We start from the raw sequence: 17,094 nt of genomic DNA on the forward strand, positions 1-17,094 counted from the left end.
AATTTTGTTTCTTTAATTTGGGATGAAATTACACCTATGACCGCCACACCCATCCACTCAAGAATCACCTCCATTGATCTTCTCAGGGGAGTCGTTATCGTTTTAATGGCCCTCGATCATGTGCGGGACTACTTCCACTACGATGCCTTCTTCTATGACCCCACGGATCTTACTCAGACCAATGGAGCCATCTTTTTCACGCGTTTCATCACCCATTTTTGTGCGCCGGTCTTCGTCTTTCTGGCGGGTACCTCAGCCTTTCTGGTGGGGGAGCGCAGAGGTAAAAAAGCGCTCTCCGGCTGGCTGATCAAGCGCGGCATCTGGCTGGTCATTGCTGAAATCACCATTATCAAGCTGGCCTGGTTTTTCAAGCTGGACTTCTCATTAATAGTGCTTCAGGTGATCTGGGTGCTGGGCATCTCCATGATCTTCCTGGCAGGAATTATCCATCTGCCAAAGAAATTCACCATTGCCCTCTGCCTGCTGGTGGTCTTTGGGCACGATGCTTTCAATGGCTACCAGCCTTCAGAAAGCTGGAGCGGGATGTGGTCCTTCCTGCATGTTTTTTCTATCGTACCCGTGGGTTCGGTGGCCATTTTTGTGGGCTACCCCATGATCCCATGGATCTTCGTGATGCCGCTGGGCTATTACCTCGGACAGCTCTACACCCCCGGCACTGACCCGGAATACCGCATAGCAAAACTCCGGCAGATCGGACTCGGTGCCTTTCTGCTTTTTGTAATCATCCGCCTCACCAACCTCTATGGCGACCCGGTTATCTGGACGGTACAGAAAAACCTGGGGTATACCATTATGTCGTTTTTCAACGTCTCCAAATACCCCCCTTCGCTGCTCTATCTGCTGGTGACACTGGGGCCGGCCATCTATCTGCTGTCATTGGCCGAAAGATGGAAGGGAACTCTGGCCAACTACATGGTGACCGTAGGCCGGGTACCTATGTTTTATTACATCATTCACATCTACATCATTCACATCGGTGGAGTGATAGCCGCGATGCTCACCGGCTTCACGTTTTCGGATATGGTGATAGACGTGTGGATCACCGAACAGCCAGAGCTGGACGGCTATGGCTTTGGACTGTGGGTAGTGTATGCCCTCTGGCTGCTGCTGATCGTGGGGCTGTACCCGGTGTGTAAGTGGTACTATCAGTACAAGCAAAACCATCGGGAACAGTGGTGGCTGAGTTATTTGTAGGGGATTAACCCAGTTTGCAGAAGCAGGTAATAAGCCTTCACGCATTTCCCAGTACACTGGGTTTGCAGATTAAGTCTCAAATGCCCTAGAGGCTTGCAGTCATGTCTTTGCTTGATTTTCCAGTAGCCCGTGGCTTAATCTTAGGCCACACTCTTTGATAGATTTTGTCGCAGGTCAGTAGGTGCGACCTATTAAAGTGTGTGGCCTATTTTATTCAGAATATTGTTTTAGTATTCTGAAAGTACCTTTATTTCTGCTGGTTTGAGAGCCCTATTGTATATCCTAACCTCATCCAGACGGCCATCGTAAGTGTAATTAGACGCTCCGGTTCTGCCAAAATATAAGTCTAGCGAAGAGTAAACAATTGAGCCAGATGCCACTGTATCTGTTTCAAGTACACCATTTACATATAGGCTGACCTTGCTTCCATCATACGTTCCAACCACATGATTCCATGTACCATACTCAAAATCAGTTTTTTGAATTAAACCATATCCATCATCCCCTGTAGCAGTGGTGGAAACTGTAAAGGAGAATTTTTTATCCCCACCGAAGGAGATACTATAAGAATTATAAGGTCGTCCATTGGCTGAGTTTCGTTTGCAAACGATGCCCGTGTTCTCGTAATTATCAGGATTTACCCACGCAGATACGGTAATTGCATTTGTTGGTTCCAGCTCAGGAGCCCTTGGGATGTCAATTGCAGGACTACTATATCCCCCAGCGCCTGAAAAGTCATAAGCACTGTTAGAATTACCATGTCTATCTGAGGTAAGTGTAGCTCCGTTCACCGTTCCATCATTTTCATTCTCAGACTCATCATTGGCATTTCCGTTAAAAGGGTAATATGCAACCAGGCCTGCTTTTAAATCAACCACGTTGAAAGTGAACTCCGCATATCCAAAATCGCTAGTTTGCCCGAGCGATACCGAAACTACATCAAGCCCAACTTTTGTCATCTCATCCGGTAAAACTTCAAATTCAAATGGTAAAGGAGTTGATACTAAATCTTCAAATCCAGATCCCGTTTTAGGCGTAATGTAAATTGAAGTGTCATTAGCATCAGTGATTATGAAATCTTCAATGGTGTAACTGCCGGTATCAAGCTCGATTGTTGTGCTTACATAAGAGCCATTCACTTCTACCAAAGTAAGTTTCTCCAGCGAATAAATTATCTGTCCATCGGAAGCTTTAATTGTTATGAGCATTGCGGCAGGAATGGGATCATTTGTAACTCTCCCATTTCCTGATTTTTCAGAGTTTTGAATATTAACACCAAGACTCACCGTTCCTTTTACACTTTCTGTTTCTGGTAAAATTTTGTCATCAGACTTATTGCAGCCTGTTAGGAAAAGAAGTGATAGAACAATCGATAAAATTACATTCAAGAATTGCTTGTCAGTGGTTTGAATGGCCGTATATTTACCATCAGCTTTGCAATAGAGAATATCTTCCAGTGGGATGATTTCAAACCCCGTTCGTGTATTTATTTTGAGAATTTTAGAGTTGCTACTTTTACTTTTTGCTGACCCATGCCTTAAAAGTACGGCATGGCCAAAGAACGTCAGTAATGACATTATGATAGCTGCTGGTATTTCCCAATAAGTTCGAAGCTCGGACGCTGACAGGTCAAAGAAAAAATCTCCTGTTGAACCTGACATTACGAGGGTCTCTTTGGTGTGATAAACTCCCTGACTGAATAACAGGGTACCCTGAGCACTAACCTCCTGAACCGGCTCTAAAATGGCACCTGGTCTTTTCGCATAAAACAAATCTCTTGTCGACTTATCACGGAAAATTAGAAAGTTGTAATCCTCCTCAATGTTTGGGGAGTTACTAATGAAATACAAATTTTCTGGAATAGCATAAGTGGCCGACTCACTGAAATCCTCTTTTACTTTAACCAGGTATTGGCTGGCATCATTGGCTGTTTTAATATAGTAGCTTTGGTCCTGATCGCTAAAAATATGACTTATTCTTGCATCGGGGCCCAATTTGAAAAGGATTGAAGCCTGATTTATATTTTGGTAAGAATAGACATCTGATCTCGGTGATTGATCGAAGTGATTGAGAATAAAATATGGTTTACCTCCCAGAACTATGAAGATTGTATTGGAAGATAATCCCTTGGCCTCATACCAATCTTTTATTTCCAGATTCTCATCAAACGTTATAATGTAACTATTTTGATCACTAAAGTATTCACCTCCATGGTTGTTGTCGGGGGACCGTCCCCAGGTGATAATCTCATTGACCCCATCCTGATCCAGGTCAAAACTGGTGCTAAATTGCTGATGCGCTTTAATTGAGTCTTGTGAATAAGTCCACTCATCTTTGTCAAAATCATAGAGGCAAACGTTCCTCGGCCTTGCACCAAATCCTCCCATTATTGAAAGAACCATACGTCGCTTTTCATTTTCACGAATGGATAAAATACTACCTGATGTGGTAGTGCTTTTAATATCAGTAAATCCAGTTATCACAAACTTTCTATTGAGTATGACTCTTTTTGGATATTCTACCCCACTGATAAACAGACTGTCTTCTGAATATTGAAACCCATAGACTTCCATAATTCCATTTCGATTATAATCACCATAGAAAAGTGCGGCATCGTCAAGCCATTCCGACTTGAAGTTGTGTTGGTAAACGCCATCAGAACCATCTTTAATATAAATTGTCGCGAATCCATTTCTATGGTATCCCTTGGTGATTAGTTCATGATCACCATCTGCATCCAAATCTTTAAGTAGGGAAACGTCCTTGCTGCTCTGATTTTCGACCACCTCATAGGTTACTATATCAGAAGACGGTATTATTCGAAGCGTGAAGTATGTTATCAGTCCGACGAGGATTGATGACGTCAGAGGGATTAGTTTTCTAAGTTCATTCCTTTTGAAGTCCATTCAATAAAGTTTAGCTACCCTATGCTTTTGCAAGTCTTGGCTGCACAAGCTCGTGCGACTTGCAACTGTGCTTATTGTTGGCGTTTCATCAGGTGGGCATGAAACATGTTATCCGAGTATGTGAGATATTTAACACCATCTCAAAATAGCCATATAACCATTACGAGTCAAGCATTATTTTTCGTGCTTCTAAGAAACCTCCAGGGTTTTGAAAACCCTGGAGCATCTTTTTAATGAGGGATCTCACTTATAACGCCTCATTGTAATTTGAGTAAGCTAGCCGATTTAAAGCTTGAAAATAATTGGGAGAACCATTCTCGTTTTAACAGGTCTTCCTCTTTGATTTCCTGGAATCCATTTACCTGAAGTTAACCTTACAAGACGTACGGCCTCCTCATCACAACCATACCCTAAGGCCCTTTCTGCCTTTACCTCTTCCAGTTCCCCACTTTTGTTAATCACAAATGACACGAAAACACGACCTTCAACTTTACTCCTTCTTGCCTCTCTAGGGTAGCTCATATTGTCTCCAATCAACCTATAAAATGCCACCATTCCGCCCGGATATTCAGGCTGTTGCTCGACAACTGACCACATTTCGGCTTGAGGGTTAAAGAGAAACGGTTGTTCGAATGATGTGATTACAGGCGAATGTCGCTGATAGGCCGGTATCCATTTCGGTGAACCTTCAAATAATTCTTTAATGATGTCAACATAGTCAGTTGCATTTAGAATGGAATCAACTCTTAATGTACCGTCTTTAAGGATTGAAAAACGGACATCTACATCGATAGGAATAGGAATGGAACCGCTTGATTCAAATAATCCATCTATCAAATAATCATGAAATTCTCTGAGGCCACCCGGAAACTCGGCTGGTATTTCAAGAGGTGCACTTTCTTGCGACCTTAAATCAATTTCTTGAGAAAAGTAATTTTGATTGTATTGAAAACCATTGACTATCACAGAATCTTCCAATCTCAACGTTTGCAGTGCATATTTAACAGGGGGAATAGTTAATTGAAATTGTGTGTTTGTTTCATCAAGCGCGGTAGTCACCGTTTCATATCCAACATGCGAAATAACAATTTCCTGATTCGACCCGGTCAATTCAAAATAGCCAAGAAAATTGGTGAAAGTCCCTGTAGCTGTACCTTTTAATATAACATTAGCATTGGAAACGGGCTTTTTGGTTTCTGAGTTAATGACTCTCCCCAAGTATTTAACATCCTGTCCATGAGAGAATATTGAAAGGTGAAATGTTATTAAGATCAGTGAGAGTCGAACGAAAGTTTTCATGTTCATTTGTGATTTTTTTTAGTCCCATATCCGTGCATGAGACGTTGGCTCGCACTTGGATCGAAGAAGCAAAATAGTGAAATTCGGGGTGCTCAACAAGAGGTGAGACTGGTGTGGGGTATACCTTTTGAAACCTCCAAGGTTTTCAAAACCTTGGAGGTTTGGGTGATTAAGGACGACCCACCCTACCTATCCAATCACGTTGTGCTTTGGGTCAATCGCTTACGCCAACCTGATTATCTCGAAAAAGAAATTTTCTGGCTCCGCACGTTTGCGCCGCCCGGAAAAGATATTTTCTAGCTTCTACAAGTCAGAAAACTCCAAAAAAGATATTTTTAGCTCTCCACAAGTCGGGAAACAACCGAAAAAGAAAATTTTTAGCCTCCACAGATTTGGAAACTCCGAAAAAGAAAATTTTTTCGCTCCGCATGTTGGCACAGCCCGAAACTGATCTTTTTTACTTTGCGCAGACCTGCGCAGGGGAAAACAGAAAAAATCGAGCGTTTCTTTTCTGAAACCTCCAGGGTTTTGAAAACCCTGGAGGTTTGGGTGATCATTCCCGCGGAGGCGGGAATCTCATCAGTGAATACTTGTTATTCTACTGCGTAGATGATCACATCCAATTCCTGGATTCTATCAAATGCTTTATCTGCTGTAAATAAAGGTAACTTGCTATAAAAAGCTGAAGCCGCGACAATGGCATCTGGCAACTTTAGTTTCCTGGTTTTGCGGAACTCAACTGCTATCTTCTTAATGCCCGAGCTTATACTAATTATTTGACATTCACCAATGAGTTCTTCGATTATCTTCTGCTCACCGGCAGACAAATTCGGGATTGCCAGTAACTCGAGTTCTGTTATTATAGATATTGCAAGCTGCTTACCTTCAAGGATTTGTGTAACCTCCTGATCTCCATTCAAAAGATAAATTAGGATATTGGTATCAACAAAAAGCTTATTTCCAATCATCCCTTAATTCAGACTGGAATTTAACAGGGTCGATTTTACCTTTAAGGATACCGCTGTATTTGGACGTAGAAATACCCTTATGCTCCTTTGATACCACTTCGTTGAGCTTCTTAAGTTGTTCCTGGATTGGCGAGCCCTTTTTTATTACTGTTACCATGCTCCAAATATACGGATTACTCTTTTCTAAGTTCTGAAAGCATTGATCGTGGAGTCTGGTCTGGAAGCGCCAGAGACTACTTGTGGAGAGGGGTTGGAAGAGGGATTGTCCTATCCTTCGATAAACTCATGATGACAATACCAGGCTCAGGCACCAACAAGCGAGACTGGTGTGGGGTATGCCTTTTGAAACCTCCAGGGTTTTGAAAACCCTGGAGGTTTGGGTGATTAAGGCCCATGCACGCTGTGCTTTCGTTACAGCAAAGTGCTTATATCCTCGATCATGCGGGCCATTTCCAGAGGAATGGTGCCATTGTAGACCCCTCGGATACGTCGCTGCTGATCTACTAAAATGACTTTCTCCGTATGCAAAAAATCAGCCTCTATGGTAACCGTCTTGCCAAACCCTTCATCGGCGAAGTAAGACTCCCGGGCCAGGGAGTAAATCTCCTGCTTATCTCCTGTCAGCAGGTGCCATTGGTCAGCACGGATGTCATTCAGCTCGGCATACACCTGAAGGCGCTCCACGGTATCGGCCCAGGGCATCACCGTGTGCGATAGGATGACTACCTCGCTCGCCTCGAAGGCCTCCTGCACCCGCAAGAGGTTTTTGGACATCCTGGGGCATACGCTCGGGCAGAGTGTGAAAAAGAAATTGGCGACATACACCTTCCCGTCGGTCAGCGCATTGCTGACGGTGTCCCCGCGCTGGTCTACAAAACGAAATGGGGCAATGGTATGAATATCATCGTAGGCCGCCGTACCTTCCTTCACCCACATGGGTGTAAAAGTGGCTTCATTGAAAAAAGGGAGCAATATTTCTTCCGCTTCCTTTTTGGCGGTGGGCTGGCATCCTGACCCCACCAGGATCAGGCCTAGCCATACAAGGCTAATTCTCAATGCCTTTATACGGGTCAATTTCTTCTTTTTCTCCATCTATTTTTGTGCATCTTTTAATTCCCATCAATCCATAGCGCTTTCCATTTTCACGGATCACATAGTTGGCCCTTATCTTACCATCGCGCCTCCATATTTTCTGAGCACCAAAGGGCCGGCCGTCCTGGTAGTTTAAGTCCTGAAAGAGGCTGCCATCGGGGTACCACTCCTTGTGGTTACCCACACTCCTGCCCTGGTCAAAGTGATAGAGAAACTTCATTTGTCCGTCCTCATACCACGCTATATGTGCTCCATGTTTTTGTCCATCGGTGTAGGGTCTTTTGAACCTGAGTGCGCCGCTGGCATAATAGGCAAGCATCTCTCCATCCAGCTTACCTTCAAAATACCCTTGTCGCAGCATCACCTGACCTTCTGTATTGAGGTCTACCAGGTAGCCCGAATAGGGCACCTCACGGTACAGCAGCACGCCTGCTGAATCCTTCCGAAGGTCTTCATGTGTACTGATCAGCTGGGTACTGGGGATTCGCTTCTCTACCTCCTCAAGCACCGCGTCATCAGGCTTCTCCCCCCCCTCATACCGAGAGAGGGCAAGAAACAGACCACACACAACCAACAGGATAAGTACTCTCATTTCTTAGCTTAATTCTTACTTGGTGATGGTACCCGGAGTTCCATAGTATCCATCACCATTGATCCACGGAAGGTCGTCTGTGATGTGGTAATGATAGATCCCATCGGGAAACTCAGCAGTAGCTGAAATATGCCCGTGATAATCATCCAGATCATCATTAATCAACCTCTTACCGCCTTCCACAGGCCCGTATACGGGAAACCCATCCAACAGCAGGCCGAGAAAAGCATCGTCACTGAGGGTCTCGGTAAGCCAGACGGGCTCTAAGTGGTAATGGTAATCTCCCGCCTGAGCCGGATGCCCTTCATACTGATCAAAAGTATTGAGCTCCTCCAGGATATCATCGCCCGGCCCTGCATTCTGATTGTAAAAAGCCACACTGTTGACCGCCACGCCCATGGGGCCAAAATCAGTGGCCTCTTTATTGGTAGCCTCTTCAGGAAAGCGAGGCAGCGTATAGACAAAATTCTGAATCTCTATACTGTTCGGGTTTTTCTTAAAATCAGGATTATTAGGTTCGTCATAGTCCTCATACAATGAGTTGTTGGGTGAGTAGTACATACTCTTATGATCAGGCTGATCGCTGGATGAAATGATCACACTCTCGTCTGTAATGGTAACGGACACAGCGCTGGTGTGGTAAAATTTAGCAGCAAGCACACTGATGTCCACCTTCGTTTCCTCTTCTTCCTCCTCCTCTTCATTTTCTTCTTCCTGTTCCTCTTCTTCCTCCTCTTCCTGTTGTTCTTCAGGATCAGGTTCGTCCACCGGGGACTCATCGCATGCCGTGGTGAAGATCAAAAAGCTCATCAGAAGTAGCATGGCCAATTGTTTCATAAAATCTCTTACTTTCATAGTTGATATTTCTTTAAATCAAACCAAGTGAAGGGTATCCCTTCTTTGACAAATGAAACGGAAAGCCCTCCATATACCCTACCCTATGGTTCACCCGATTGTGAAAAAAACCTGAAGCAGATGGATCGTCTTTTTAAGAAGGGGGAATATTTAATATCTTAACCCAAAATCACAACCATGAAGACTTTCCTGTTTCTCTTATCCCTCCTTTCAGCGTTTACTGGCTTTGGCCAAAAGGACACGGCACTCACTTTTGGCCAACTGGAGGGAGATGAATACTCAAATGAATACTTTGACCTTACCGTGAAATTTGACACCACGTGGTTCACCATGGATCAGGAACAACTCAAGGCCATGACCAATGCCGGTAAAGAACTTATTAAATCCAAAAATGCTGATTTTGGTGAAATGCTGGATCTGGCCATGCTACAGACGGTTTATCTCTTTGGGATCTCCCAGTATGAGCAAGGCGCTCCGGTAGATTACAATCCGTCTTTTCTCATGCTTGCAGAAAATCTCTCCAATGCACCCGGGGTAAAAAAAGGTGAAGACTATCTGTTTCATACCAAAAACGCTCTAAAGCAAACAGGGATGGATTACACCTTCGGAGAGCCATACGATGAGGTGAATGGCTTTGCGGTGTTATCCGCAGAACTGGCCTATATGGGGATAAAAATCAAACAACATTACGTCACAAAAGTCAGCGATGGATATGCCCTTTCGTGCATTCTCTCCTTCGCCGATGACGACCAAAAGGGGGCACTTTATGAAATGGTCAACTCCATCAAAATGAAATGACCATTATTCACTGAGTATTTCCCGGAGCTTTTGTAGCGCTTTTTGATTATTGGGCAGCTCGATGTTTTGAATGATGTTTTGCTTCTCCCTGGTGGTCAAATGCCAGCTGAGTGAGGCCCTTTCCAGTTGCTTCCGCTCCAGCTCCTTGGAGGTCACCAGGTATTGCTCACTGATATTCGTGTAAGTATTGTACTCAATCTCCACCACATTCACCGGCAGGTGCAGCCAGGTCCTCAACCCTTCTATTTTCGATTCATTGTTGATGTCCTGAATGTTGCCAAGATTGTTGTAAACACTGGCAATGGGGTAAGTGAGCTTATCCACGAGCGATGAATTGGTTCTGGGCTCAATGGGTGCATTTTTTCGGGTATCCCGAATGATGAGCAAAGTAATCCCACTGGTGTTTTCCTCCAGCCATCTTCTGAAAACATAGATAAACCGCGAGGCATCCCCCACACCAAAATTATCCGAAATACCCGCATCCATGATCTCTATCGGCGGATGACTGGGAAGTGACACAGTAGGTGTGATATAGGGAAAGGAAGCAGACATCCTGAGGGCTGTGAGAAAGCTTAGATCATTGGCACCATGACCATTAAAAAGCTGATTGAAATCTACCCCTCTGATCTTATAGTCACCCTCCCGGAGCTCTTCATTGTTGATGTTCATAAAGGAGACGGAATGGGGAGAAATGTAGAGCTTCCGGCCGTCATTGGCTATGACCGGCGACATCAGCATCAGTGGTATCAGCCCCTCAGCCTCCGGCCCCTCATAGTCGATCAGCCTTTTATCAAAGACCCTACCCAAATTACTATTGAGGTTCTCCTCAAAAACCAATCCCCGATCCTTGATGTATTTTTTTCCGGCGTACTCGTAAGACCTCACCCTGAAAAAAGCATCATTCACCAGCAGTGAAAAAATAATGGCATTCAGGTTGTCACGGCCCATTCTGGCCAGCTGTTCAGACTCAGGTGGGGTTGCCTTTTTTCGCTTGCGCATCAGCTCCAGCTCTCGATAATACGCCGCACCAATCATGCCGCCTGAGGCTCCTGTAATCAATGCCGTTTTGTCCATGATGGGACTTCCTATGGTGCTGTCGATCTTCTGCAGGGCATTCACAGCCCACAAAGCCGCCCGCTGACCACCACCACTCACACACAGAAACACCATATGTGGCTGGGCACTGTCCTGCTTCGCCTTCCAGTTCTCCAGGACCTCTATCATCCGAAGGCTATCGGCAGTGAACACCTCCTGACTGTTCATCGCATTCAGTTTACTGAGTGAGTAAGAGACCTTGGGTGTGTCATAGGTCAGTCCGCGCGCCTGGTATTCGCCCTTAATAACTCCCCACCGCACCAGCACATTCACTACCAGAAACAGCCCAAAAACGAAAGCGAGCCCCCAGCCACGTAGCCAGTAAGAAAATGCCCCAATAAGCATCACTAAAAAAGAAAAAAGCAAAAGTGAGCTGGCTGCCGCCGGAATCTGAAAATAAGGGTTGTCCATAAAGGTGCCCAGGAATAGAATCAGAAAAATCACCGCAAGTTCGATCACCACAGAATTGAAGTGATTCTGATCAAAAACCTTCAACACGGCTTCCTTGTCGTAGAAATCCTGCAAATTCTTACAGTTCATGACCCTCAGCTTCAAATCCAGGTATGAATGCACCGTATACCTTCGCTCTCTGGTTTCGGTGAGCTTATTCATCATCCGCTCGCGACTGATTTTGGCCTTCCTCAGCCGCTTGTCCACGGACCCGGCCAGGTACTTGAAAATGTCCTTATTGGTAAACCTGAAGTAAATAAAAAAGACTGAAAGCATGCTGACTATCCCCAGTAGCAAACCCAGGAGGTCCATTATGACATTGGTGGCTCCGGCAAACTCATTGTTCACCTGAAACCGGACAATCAAAATGACATAAACCACAAATGCTACGAGGGGAATCAAGCTGTTATTCACTGAAAACTTGGCAAAAGGGCGCTCAAGTATTCCCACAAAGGTGAACCGATGGCTGTCTAGGATATAGCAGGTGATGTGGTAAGCCATGGTGAAATTACCAAAGGCCAGGCCCACGAGGAAGAAGCTCCAAAACCCCACCTTATTCATGTATTCGGGATCGAGATACAAATAATGGATGCCATAGATCTTGCCAATACCTCCTCCCAGCGTAGCGATAAAGAGGATCCAGAGTATCACCAGGGCGAGATTTCTCCTGATGTGATGAAAAACTAATTGTACAGGAAAGGAATAGATGAATGAGTTAAACTTTTCTCGCATAATCGGGGCACCCTATTTGATCCAGATAATTTATATAAATTCGGCTTCAAAGATTGAGAATGGATAGCGAAACCGAATATTTTTTAAGCCAGGACGGCCTTAGACTTTATTATCGCCACTGGGATTGTGAGCATCCCAGAAAAATGCTCTGCATTATTCATGGCCTGGGTGAGCATAGTAACCGACACAGGGAATTGGCTGCTTTCCTCAATTCACAAGGGATTACCGTATTTGCCATGGACCTCCGTGGCCACGGACTTTCACAGGGCAAGCGGGGGCATGCCCGAAGCTACCCCCTCCTCCTCAGCGATATCGAAGAACTCCTGAAAACCGCCCGGGCAGAGTACACCGAGCTTCCCATGTACTTGCTGGGCCAGAGTATGGGGGGTAATCTGGTGGCCAACTATGCACTCAAGATGAACACCACCGAACTGTCAGGGTTTGTGCTCACGAGCCCCTGGTTTCGCCTGGCATTCGAGCCTCCAAAATGGAAAGTGGCATTGGGTAAGTTAGTGTCTGGAATCTTCCCCGCGCTTACACAGCCCAATGACCTGAATGCAGCTGACCTGAGCAAGGATCCCGCAGTAGTAGAAGCTTATAACACTGACCCGATGGTGCACCGGGTAATCTCCGCAGGATTATTTACCTCGGCTTCTGCCGCAGGCGAAGAGGCACTTCAGCGGGCGCCGGAGGTTAAAATCAAAGGGCTGGTGATTCATGGCAACGCAGACCCCATTGTAAGCTGGAAAGCCTCAGAAAGTTACGCAGAGCAAAATGAGCTGCTGGAGTGGGTAAAATTGGAAAATGTATTACATGAACCCTTTCAGGACCTGGGCAAAGAAACAGTGATGCAACGAGTAGCTGAGTGGATTTTGGCGGAAGCCTAGGATACTGAACTGGCTTTCAAAATATCCTGAGAGCGCTTCTGATCCAAAAGCTGATATTCAAGCTCCTCTTTACCCATAAAGTAGACCTCTGTAAAGTCCCCCTCAAATCCCTTGACACGGATGTGAAAGTAAAAAGAGTTGAGTTTGTGAATATACCCCCCGTGTACATTTGGTTTCTGATACAGAAAACCGCTCACACCAGACAGGATATGATCTTTGGTCACGCGATCCTGTATGATCATCAAAAGACCTTCCTCCTGTTCTGAAAGCATGGCGCGAAAGACGAACTCCTGACCCTCCAGGCTGAAAAGCACCTTCACGATGATGTGGTTCAATCTCACCACCTCTACATGAGTCCTCACTACCTTCCGTGAGGCAGAATAGACCATGTTTCCGAGGTATTTTCCCGAGAGCTTCGAGGCGAGATTTTGTTCCATTAGCAGATAATATCCAAACCAAAGTTAGAATTCCGTCAAAGACATCCTAATGCCCAACAATGAACAGGTAAAAACCACGAATGGATGGGAATTTATGAATCCGAACCGAGCGGGAGGAATATTCTGAACCTGGCCCCTTTCCCCGGGGCACTGTACACCTCTATTTTCCCCTTGTGTTCTTCGATGATCCGGTAGGAAATAGATAAGCCCAGCCCGGTGCCTTCACCTACTTCCTTGGTAGTGAAGAAGGGATCAAAAATCTTGTTGATATGGTCTTTGGAGATTCCGTGACCAGTATCTGACATCTCTATGATCACATACTCATCTTTCCTTCTGGTCTTCACCGTGATCACTCCTTCATGCTCTATGGCCTGAATGGCATTGTTCAGGATGTTTAAAAACACCTGGCTCAGTTGCTGGGGATTACACAGAATATCAGGTAACTCACCAAAGTCCAGCTCCAGGCGAATTCTATCCTTGAGGTGATGGCGAATAAGGTTGATGGTGGATTTGAGTGAATCATTGGCATCACAATATACCTTTTTGGCACCTTCCGGCAGCGAAAAGGTATTGAGGTCGTTCATAAGGGTCTTCACCCTGTCCGCTCCTTCATTCACTCCATCCAATAAAGAATCCAACTCCTCAAAAAGCATATCGAAATTCTGCGTTTGAAGAGCCTGGCTTTGATCATGGTGGTTGTTATTCAGGCTGGTAAGGAATTCTCTCAACTCCCCCAGGTCTCTTCTGATGGGGCCAATATTACCCGCCACATAGTTGATGGGATTGTTGATCTCGTGAGCAAGGCCGGCAGTTAGCTGGCCAAGTGAAGCCATTTTTTCTGATTCTATCAGTCGCATTTGGGTAGTTCGCAGGCGATTGAGGGTCTGCTGCAGCTCATGGTTGGCTTCCAGAAGTTTAAACTCGGTCTGCTTCAGATTGGTGATGTCATTGTGCACACCCAATAGGAACCGTTCAGTACCTATCTGCATCCTGCGCTTGTTGAGAAAAAGCCATTTTTCAGAACCGTCCGGATACCTGTGCAGTGACTCCTCCTCCACAGTTTTATTATTCGCCAGAATTTCGACATCCTCCGCTGCAAATTTTTCAGCATCTGCTGCATTCTGATGGGTTTCGGCAATGGTTCGCCCTATAAACTCATTTATTTTCAGCCCGAAAGAATCAGCCATGGCCTGATTCACCAGGACGTATTTACTTTGGGCATCCCTGACAAAAATGAGGTTAGGCAAATTATCAATGATCTTCTGAAAAAATTCTGATTGTTCCTCCAGCTGAGCAGTTCGCTGCCTTACGAGCTCCTCCAGCTGGTCTTTATAATTTTCCAGTTCCTGCTCCGCCTGAATGCGATCCGTGACATCAAAAACATTGCTGGTGAGTCCCACCACTTTATCCTGATCATCATATACAGGGTTGAAAATCTGAGTGTAGTACCGGTGGTTGTACAGACTGGTCACGGAAAAGTGTTCCCCGTTCAGTGCTCTCTTAAAATTTCTAACTGTACGCTCCCTGATCTCCTCGGGTAGAAGATCCACGATATAAGCGCCCTCTTCAGCATGGGCATGAAAATACAGCCGCATCTCCTTCTGATGCAGGGAGTTGAACCCGGTATAGCACATATCCCGATCCAGGGAAAAAATGCTCACATACTCAGGACTTTCAATGTAAGAAGTGAGACGAGCCGAATAGGTCTCCAGCTTTTCTTCAACTTTTCTTTTCTCCTGAAGGTACTCCGAAAGCAATTTTTGGAAATGCCAATAAAGAACCAGCAACAACCCCACGGCTATAACTGACGCCCCAAACAACGCATTCCTATAGAGGTAAAGTTCACCTGAAATACCTGCCCCGCCAGAGCGCCGGACAATGGATGCCAGCCAAACTGCAAACGACGGAAGAGTGACCATAAGGACTCCACCTATTATGCAGATCACCAAATTTAGTTTCCGTGCGGGACTCATTTCACTTGAAAATAAGTGAAAAAACCGTCTCAGAGAAATCTATTTCGTCTAAAAGGGACTTATCCCTGATTAGTAAAGCTCTTTGAAGTACTGAGCGGCCATGCGGTTACTGCCAAATTCCGGCAATACATCCTTCATTCCATTCACCACAATGTCATGCCAATTATTCGGTTTTCCATAGTAGGTAGGGATCACCTTACTCTCCAAAATATGGTAAAGGCTTTCGTAGTCCTGCTGGTCCTGCCCATCCATATCCAGTTTAAGGTCAGCTGGCGGTATCACAAAACTGTTCTTCCCATCTTTGGCAAACTCAGGAATCCAACCATCATAAGTAGACAAATTTACTGACCCATTCATGGCTGCAGTCATGCCGCTGGTACCAGAAGCTTCCCTGGTCACTCTCGGATTGTTCAGCCACACATCCGAGCCAAGTTTCAGAAGCCGGGAGAGCTCCAGCTCATACCCAACGAGCACCGCTACGTTGCTGCGGTACTTACTGAAAAAATGGAGCTTATTAAAGGTATCTATGGCGTCCTGATCCTTTGGGTAAGGCTTGCCGGCCCATATCACCTGAACAGGCTTCTTGGTATTGCTGAGCATTTTTTCAAATCGGGCCTCATCACTCAGCAGCAAATCAGCACGCTTGTACCCGGCGAACCTGCGCGCCCACACGATGGTGAGCACCTCTGGATCAAACAACTTACCTGTCTGATCAGCCACCTCCTTGAAAAGCTGAGCCTTTAGGGCTTTTTTTCGATTGATAAAGGCAACCTGATCACCGCTTTCGGCCGCTGCTGCCAGCGCCTCATCCTGCCAGTATTTTTGATTCTGAGCATTGGTGATCGGGATAATCTCACTGATGCCTTCATAACCATTCCACATATCCTGCGACACCCTGGCATGCAGTTTAGAAACGGCATTGGATCGATTGGCCAACCTCAGGGCCGCCACGGTGTAGCTGAGCATTCCGTCATTCACGGTTTGAGTATCCAGCTCCTCAGCCGAAAGGTGTCTGCCGAAAAAGCCCATTTTATTCAGGAAGTCACCGCTGCGCTCCTCGTTTCCTGCCTTCTCCGGAGTGTGGGTGGTAAATGCAAAATGTTCCCGGGTATAGCCTTTGTCCTTGAGGTAATAGAACGCCGGAAGGCCGTGCCCTTCATTCAAATGATAGATATCAGCACCGCCGAGTTGCTCTACTACCTTTGCGCCGCCTATTCCCAAAACAATGCTCTGAGATATCCTGGTCAGGTCGTTAGCGTCGTAAAGCCTGTCAGTGATGGTACGGGAAAGGTGGTCATTCTCCGGTACGTCCGTGCTGAGAAAATACATTGGTACAGTGCCGAATGTCTCTGGTTTCAATACATAGGCCCTCACATGCACGTTGGCGTTATCCAACACCTGAATTTTCACCTGAATACCGGTATCTTCCAGGTAAGGATAATATTTCTCTATGGATTTCACTTCCAGCGAACCGTCTTCTCCACGGCTCTGATCATAATACCCGTATTTCCAGAGCATGCCGATCCCAATCATATTTTGGCGAAGCTCATACGCACTGCGCATATGTGAACCTGCCAAAAACCCAAGGCCTCCTGAGTAGATTTTCAAGGCCTGATCAATGGCAAATTCCATGCTGAAATAGGCTACTTTTTTGCTGTACTTCTTGTCCGGTTTATACGGATGAAACCACTTGTTATATTGAGTCATTTGTCTAAAATCTTATGCTAAAGGGCTCGAAAATAAGATTTTAAAGCACAAGTCAGATATAAAAAGGAATACATTTTTTATACAAACG

General features: G+C 45.5%; 13 protein-coding genes. 3 read left to right on the forward strand and 10 right to left on the reverse strand.

Going from position 1 to position 17,094, the window contains the following annotated elements:
- Positions 1 to 36 precede the first annotated feature (36 nt).
- Positions 37 to 1,215 carry a DUF1624 domain-containing protein gene (locus tag RIH33_RS06050; RefSeq protein WP_406654094.1) on the forward strand — a complete coding sequence of 393 codons (1,179 nt, stop codon included), beginning with the start codon at positions 37 to 39 and terminating at the stop codon, positions 1,213 to 1,215.
- 227 nt (positions 1,216 to 1,442) lie between these two features.
- Here the strand turns inward: RIH33_RS06050 and RIH33_RS06055 are convergent, their stop codons facing one another.
- The 6 genes from RIH33_RS06055 to RIH33_RS06080 all read right to left on the reverse strand — a co-directional run bounded on the left by RIH33_RS06055 (position 1,443) and on the right by RIH33_RS06080 (position 8,927).
- Positions 1,443 to 4,121, reverse strand: a complete 2,679-nt coding sequence (locus RIH33_RS06055) for a LamG-like jellyroll fold domain-containing protein (protein ID WP_406654096.1) — start codon at positions 4,119 to 4,121, stop codon at positions 1,443 to 1,445.
- 285 nt (positions 4,122 to 4,406) lie between these two features.
- Complete coding sequence (locus tag RIH33_RS06060) at positions 4,407 to 5,420, reverse strand: TonB family protein (RefSeq protein ID WP_406654097.1); 1,014 nt, start codon at positions 5,418 to 5,420, stop codon at positions 4,407 to 4,409.
- Positions 5,421 to 6,013: 593 nt separating this feature from the next.
- The gene (locus RIH33_RS06065; RefSeq protein WP_406654098.1) at positions 6,014 to 6,388 is read right to left on the reverse strand and encodes a type II toxin-antitoxin system VapC family toxin; all 375 of its coding nucleotides are present in this window, start codon (positions 6,386 to 6,388) and stop codon (positions 6,014 to 6,016) included.
- Positions 6,389 to 6,799: 411 nt separating this feature from the next.
- On the reverse strand, positions 6,800 to 7,480 hold the full coding sequence (locus RIH33_RS06070) for an SCO family protein (protein WP_406654100.1): 681 nt from the start codon (positions 7,478 to 7,480) through the stop codon (positions 6,800 to 6,802).
- On the reverse strand, positions 7,434 to 8,072 hold the full coding sequence (locus RIH33_RS06075) for a toxin-antitoxin system YwqK family antitoxin (protein ID WP_406654101.1): 639 nt from the start codon (positions 8,070 to 8,072) through the stop codon (positions 7,434 to 7,436). Before RIH33_RS06075 ends, RIH33_RS06070 begins: the two co-directional genes overlap by 47 nt.
- A 15-nt stretch (positions 8,073 to 8,087) precedes the next feature.
- Positions 8,088 to 8,927: a YHYH protein gene (locus tag RIH33_RS06080; RefSeq protein WP_406654103.1), complete on the reverse strand. Its 840-nt coding sequence runs from the start codon at positions 8,925 to 8,927 to the stop codon at positions 8,088 to 8,090.
- Between the two features lie 177 nt (positions 8,928 to 9,104).
- Here RIH33_RS06080 and RIH33_RS06085 point away from each other — a divergent pair, with 177 nt between their 5' ends.
- Positions 9,105 to 9,725 (forward strand): hypothetical protein, encoded by a 621-nt coding sequence (locus tag RIH33_RS06085; RefSeq protein ID WP_406654105.1) that lies wholly within the window; start codon positions 9,105 to 9,107, stop codon positions 9,723 to 9,725.
- A 3-nt stretch (positions 9,726 to 9,728) separates the two neighbouring features.
- Here the strand turns inward: RIH33_RS06085 and RIH33_RS06090 are convergent, their stop codons facing one another.
- The gene (locus tag RIH33_RS06090; protein WP_406654106.1) at positions 9,729 to 12,002 is read right to left on the reverse strand and encodes a patatin-like phospholipase family protein; all 2,274 of its coding nucleotides are present in this window, start codon (positions 12,000 to 12,002) and stop codon (positions 9,729 to 9,731) included.
- Positions 12,003 to 12,061: 59 nt separating this feature from the next.
- Between RIH33_RS06090 and RIH33_RS06095 the strand changes: the two genes are divergently transcribed.
- Entirely contained in the window at positions 12,062 to 12,889 is an 828-nt protein-coding gene (locus tag RIH33_RS06095; protein WP_406654108.1) for an alpha/beta hydrolase, read from the forward strand.
- Here the strand turns inward: RIH33_RS06095 and RIH33_RS06100 are convergent.
- From RIH33_RS06100 to glgP, 3 genes are all read right to left on the reverse strand, one after another.
- Entirely contained in the window at positions 12,886 to 13,326 is a 441-nt protein-coding gene (locus tag RIH33_RS06100) for a hypothetical protein (RefSeq protein ID WP_406654110.1), read from the reverse strand. The two genes, RIH33_RS06095 and RIH33_RS06100, sit on opposite strands and share 4 nt — an antisense overlap.
- A 92-nt stretch (positions 13,327 to 13,418) precedes the next feature.
- Positions 13,419 to 15,272 (reverse strand): ATP-binding protein, encoded by a 1,854-nt coding sequence (locus RIH33_RS06105; RefSeq protein ID WP_406654112.1) that lies wholly within the window; start codon positions 15,270 to 15,272, stop codon positions 13,419 to 13,421.
- Between the two features lie 96 nt (positions 15,273 to 15,368).
- Positions 15,369 to 17,006 (reverse strand): alpha-glucan family phosphorylase, encoded by a 1,638-nt coding sequence (gene glgP / locus RIH33_RS06110; protein ID WP_406654114.1) that lies wholly within the window; start codon positions 17,004 to 17,006, stop codon positions 15,369 to 15,371.
- Positions 17,007 to 17,094: the final 88 nt, after the last annotated feature.

It is taken from the genome of Marinoscillum sp. (assembly GCF_040222955.1).
Lineage (GTDB): Bacteria > Bacteroidota > Bacteroidia > Cytophagales > Cyclobacteriaceae > Marinoscillum.

Excerpts from the sequence above, each read along its gene's own strand:
- RIH33_RS06055 (WP_406654096.1), bottom strand. The coding sequence starts at position 4,121 with ATGGACTTCAAAAGGAATGAACTTAGAAAACTAATCCCTCTGACGTCA.
- RIH33_RS06090 (WP_406654106.1), bottom strand. The coding sequence starts at position 12,002 with ATGCGAGAAAAGTTTAACTCATTCATCTATTCCTTTCCTGTACAATTA.
- RIH33_RS06065 (WP_406654098.1), bottom strand. The coding sequence starts at position 6,388 with ATGATTGGAAATAAGCTTTTTGTTGATACCAATATCCTAATTTATCTT.
- RIH33_RS06085 (WP_406654105.1), top strand. The coding sequence starts at position 9,105 with ATGAAGACTTTCCTGTTTCTCTTATCCCTCCTTTCAGCGTTTACTGGC.
- RIH33_RS06050 (WP_406654094.1), top strand. The coding sequence starts at position 37 with ATGACCGCCACACCCATCCACTCAAGAATCACCTCCATTGATCTTCTC.
- glgP (WP_406654114.1), bottom strand. The coding sequence starts at position 17,006 with ATGACTCAATATAACAAGTGGTTTCATCCGTATAAACCGGACAAGAAG.
- RIH33_RS06100 (WP_406654110.1), bottom strand. The coding sequence starts at position 13,326 with ATGGAACAAAATCTCGCCTCGAAGCTCTCGGGAAAATACCTCGGAAAC.
- RIH33_RS06080 (WP_406654103.1), bottom strand. The coding sequence starts at position 8,927 with ATGAAAGTAAGAGATTTTATGAAACAATTGGCCATGCTACTTCTGATG.
- RIH33_RS06070 (WP_406654100.1), bottom strand. The coding sequence starts at position 7,480 with ATGGAGAAAAAGAAGAAATTGACCCGTATAAAGGCATTGAGAATTAGC.
- RIH33_RS06095 (WP_406654108.1), top strand. The coding sequence starts at position 12,062 with ATGGATAGCGAAACCGAATATTTTTTAAGCCAGGACGGCCTTAGACTT.
- RIH33_RS06075 (WP_406654101.1), bottom strand. The coding sequence starts at position 8,072 with ATGAGAGTACTTATCCTGTTGGTTGTGTGTGGTCTGTTTCTTGCCCTC.
- RIH33_RS06060 (WP_406654097.1), bottom strand. The coding sequence starts at position 5,420 with ATGAAAACTTTCGTTCGACTCTCACTGATCTTAATAACATTTCACCTT.